Annotated in this window: 1 protein-coding gene; it reads right to left on the reverse strand. The window is 75.5% G+C overall.

Going from position 1 to position 4,077, the window contains the following annotated elements:
* Positions 1 to 3,915, reverse strand: a 3,915-nt coding sequence (locus EEJ42_RS33560) for a beta-ketoacyl synthase N-terminal-like domain-containing protein (protein ID WP_246097554.1), incomplete at its 3' end; no start/stop codon positions are given.
* Positions 3,916 to 4,077: the final 162 nt, after the last annotated feature.

Genomic DNA, 4,077 nt, shown 5'->3' on the forward strand with positions numbered 1-4,077 from the left:
CAGCACGCCGGCCGCCCGCAGGTAGGCCGCGGCGGACGCCGCCCGGCCGTACGACCAGCCGGCCGGCACGGCACGCCGCGCCTGTGCGCCGGCCAGGACGGTGCGTTCGTCCGCCACCACTCGCTCGCCGGTCAGCACCCGGTCGCCGGGGGCGAACCCGGTGACGTCGGCGCCGACGGCCAGCACCACGCCGGCCGCGCCGCCGCCCGTGACGGCACGCACCGCCACCAGCACCTCGTCCCCGTCGGCCGTCCGCGGCGCGTCCTCGTGCGGTGCGGCCGGTTCGGCGGCCACCAGCCGCGGCACGAGCACGTCGCCGTCCCGCACCGCGTACTGCGGCTCCCCCTGCGCCAGTACGACGGGCATCACGGCGGCGGACGCCTCCCGCCCGTCGAGGTCCACCAGGACGAACTGGCCCGGGTGTTCGGCTTGGGCCGACCGCAGCAGGCCCCACACCGCGGCCTGCGCCGGGTCGGGCTGTTCCTCCGGGGTGGCCGCCACCGCGCCCCGGGTGAGGAAGACCAGGCGGCTGTCGCCGGTGTGCCCGTCGGAGAGCCAGTGCTGTACGCATTCCAGGGCGCGGGCGGTGGCCTCGTGCGCCGCCGCGGGCAGCTCGCCGCCCGCAGCCGGCCACCACACCACGACGGCCTCGCCGGCAGGCTCCCCGGTGCCGAGCGCCGCGCTCACGGACTCGGCGGTCCGCAGCTCCGGCACCGCGTCGCGCCAGCGGCCCGGCGTGCCGGTGCCGCCCACCACCGTCCACCGCCGGTGTTCCCGCCGGGGCGTGTCCCCGGCTGCGGCCCAGACCACCCGGAACAGGTTGTCCCGCACGACGGGCTCGGCGGTGTCCATCGCCTCGATCGGGCGCACCGTCAGGCCGGTCACGGTCGCCACGGGCATGCCATCGCCGTCCGCGAGCGCCAGCGTGCAGGGCTCCCCGGGGCCGCCCGTCAGCCGGACCCACAGCGTGGTGGCGCCGCTGGAGTGCAGGGTGACGTCCTCCCAGAGGAACGGCAGCAGCCCCCGCTCCCCGCCGCGCAGGGCCAGGGTGTGCAGCGCGGCGTCGAACAGCGCCGGGTGCAGGCCGAACCGCAGCGCCTGGGCATGCGCCTCCTCCGGCAGCTCGATCCGCGCGTACAGCTCGTCGCCGTCCGACCAGGCCGCCGTCAGCCCGCGGAAGCGCGGACCGTAGTCGAGCCCGGCGTCCGACAGCCGGTCGTAGAGGCCGTCCAGGTCGACGGGCTGGGCGCCCGGCGCGGGCCACTGCGAGCGGGCGGGGACGGGCGCGGAGGAGACCGTCAGGGTGCCGGTGGCATGTGTGGTCCAGGTGTCGGGCTCGGCGTCGTCAGGGCGTGAGTACACCGCGAGCGACCGGTCGCCCCGCTCGTCCGGTCCGCCCACCTCGGCCCGCAGCAGCCGCGCGCCGCCGGGGTCGAGCGCCAAGGGGCTCTGCAGCAGGAGTTCGCCGACGCACGGGGCACCGGTCACCTTGCCCAGGTGCAGGGCGAGTTCGACGAACGCGGTGCCCGGCAGCAGGACCCGGCCTCCCACCACGTGCTCCGCCAGCCAGGGCTGCGCCGACAGGGACAGCCGGCCGAACGCGGAGACCGACGAGCCGTCGACGGCCGTGGTCAGCGCGCCGAGCAGCGGGTGCCCTGCGGGTTCGAGCCCGGCGGAGGCGACGTCGCCCGCGGTCACCTCGTCCGGCCAGAACCTGGTGTGCTGGAAGGGGTACGGGGGGAGCGAGACCGGCCGCGCGGACTGTCCGGCGAAGGCCCGTGTCCAGTTGACCGGCACGCCGTTGGTCCACAGCCGGGCCAGCTCGGCCAGGAAGCCGGCCCGCCCATGCGACAGCCGGGCGCCAAAGCCGGTCTCCAGCAACTCGCCCTTCTCGGAGGGGTTTTCGGGCTCGGGCGTGGTGTCCGCGAGAGCTTCGGCGAGAGTGAGGTCGCCGCCCAGGTACGCGGCGGCGTAGGCGCCGGTGCCGGTGCCGGAGAAGGCGACCGGCTCCACCCCGTGGTGACGCCACATGCGGGCCAGTGCGAGGCACCCGGCGAGCGGAACCAGCCGTCCCCCGGCAACTCCGCCGAGCAGGTCGGCGGCTTCCTCACCGGTCTCCTCGGCGAGTTCGGCGGTCACCTCGTCGAGGGCGGCGGCGAAGGGTGGCAGCGCCTCGCGCAGTGCCCGTACCTGGGCGGCCCCGACCTGAGCGTCGCAGGTCAGCCGCAGGGTGACCGGAGCGGCTTCGAGGACCGTGCCGGTGTCGGGGGAGGTACGCAGCCGGGTGGCGAGCGTCCGCGTGTCCTCGCCCAGGACGACCGCGCGGTGGGCGAACCGGGTGGCCCGGCCGGCCAGCGCGGCGGCGACGTCGGCCGCCGTCGCGCCGGCCGCCGCTCCTGTGGTCACCGCCTCCGCCACGCGAGCGCACTGCTCACGCAGTGCATCGGGGGTGCGCGCCGAGACCACCCAGGCGACGGGCTGCACGACCGGCTCACCGGCCGGTTCGGGGGCGTCCGGGGCGGGGGCGTCCGGGGCGGGTGGCTCCTCCACGATGATGTGCGCGTTGGTCCCGCTGATGCCGAACGACGATATCGCGGCGCGTCGGGTCCGGCCGCCCGCGGGCCACGGCTGTGCCTCGGTCAGCAACCGGATGTCGCCGGCGCTCCAGTCGACGTGCGGGGTCGGGCGGTCGACGTGGAGTGTGCGCGGCAGCAGGCCGTGCCCCATCGCCCGCACCATCTTGATGAGCCCGGCCATTCCGGCCGCGGCCTGTGTGTGCCCGAGGTTGGACTTCAGCGAGCCCAGCCACAGTGGCCGGCCCTCCGGACGCTGCCCGTAGGTGGCCAGCAGCGCCTGGGCCTCCACGGGGTCGCCGAGCGCGGTGCCGGTGCCGTGCGCCTCGACGACATCGACCTGCCCGGGAGAGAGACCGGCGTCGGTGAGTGCCTGCCGGATGACACGCTGCTGAGCGGGGCCGTTGGGCGCGGTCAGGCCATTGGAGGCGCCGTCGGAGTTGACCGCGGAGCCGCGGATCACCGCCAGCACCTGGTGGCCGTTGCGCCGGGCGTCCGACAGCCGCTCCACGGCGACCATGGCGACGCCCTCGGCCCAGCCGGTGCCGTCGGCGGCGGCGGCGAACGGCTTGCACCGGCCGTCGGGCGCCAGCCCGCGCTGCCGGCTGAACTCCACGAACACCAGTGGGCTGGCGATCACCGTGACACCGCCGGCCAGCGCGAGCGAGCACTCGCCCTTGCGCAGCGACTGCATGGCCAGGTGCAGCGCCACCAGGGACGAGGAACAGGCCGTGTCCACCGTCATGGTGGGGCCTTCCAACCCGAACGTGTACGAGATGCGGCCCGACGCGACCGAGAGCGCGTTGCCGGTGGCGAGGTGTCCCCGCACGTCCTCGGCGGACGACGCGGCGGCGGTGACGTAGTCCTGCGCGCTCAGGCCCACGAACACCCCGGTGCGCGAACCGCGCAGGGTCTCCGGGTCGGCCCCCAGTCCCTCGAACAGTTCCCAGGAGCTCTCCAGGAGCAGCCGCTGCTGCGGGTCCATCGCCAGGGCCTCGCGGGGCGACAGCCCGAAGAACTCGGCGTCGAACCCGGGCGCGTCGGCGAGGAATCCGCCGTGGCGCACGTACGAGGTATCCGGCCGGGCCGGGTCGGGGTCATGGATCGCGTCCAGGTCCCAGCCGCGGTCGGAGGGGAAGTCGCCGATGACATCCCGCCCCTGCTCGACCACCTGCCACAGGTCGTCGGGGCCGGCCACCCCGCCGGGGAACCGGCAGCTCATGCTGACCACCGCGATCGGCTCGGACGCCTTCTCCTCGGTGGCCCGCAGCCGCTCCCGCGTCTCGTGCAGCTCCGAACTGACTTTTTTCAGATAGGTGAGCAGCTCACTGTCGCTGGCCATGGTCATTCCGCTTTCGGTTCGGAGTCGATGCCGAGTTGGCTGTTGATGAAGTCGATGACCGATGCGGCGTCGGCGTCGGCCAGTTCGGCCGCCGCGCCGCCGCCGTCCGCCGGTGCGGGCGCCGCCAGCGCCCGGGTCAGCTCGCGCAGCCGGGCGACGACC

This window comes from Streptomyces botrytidirepellens (assembly GCF_003721215.1).
GTDB classification, from domain to species: domain Bacteria; phylum Actinomycetota; class Actinomycetes; order Streptomycetales; family Streptomycetaceae; genus Streptomyces; species Streptomyces himastatinicus.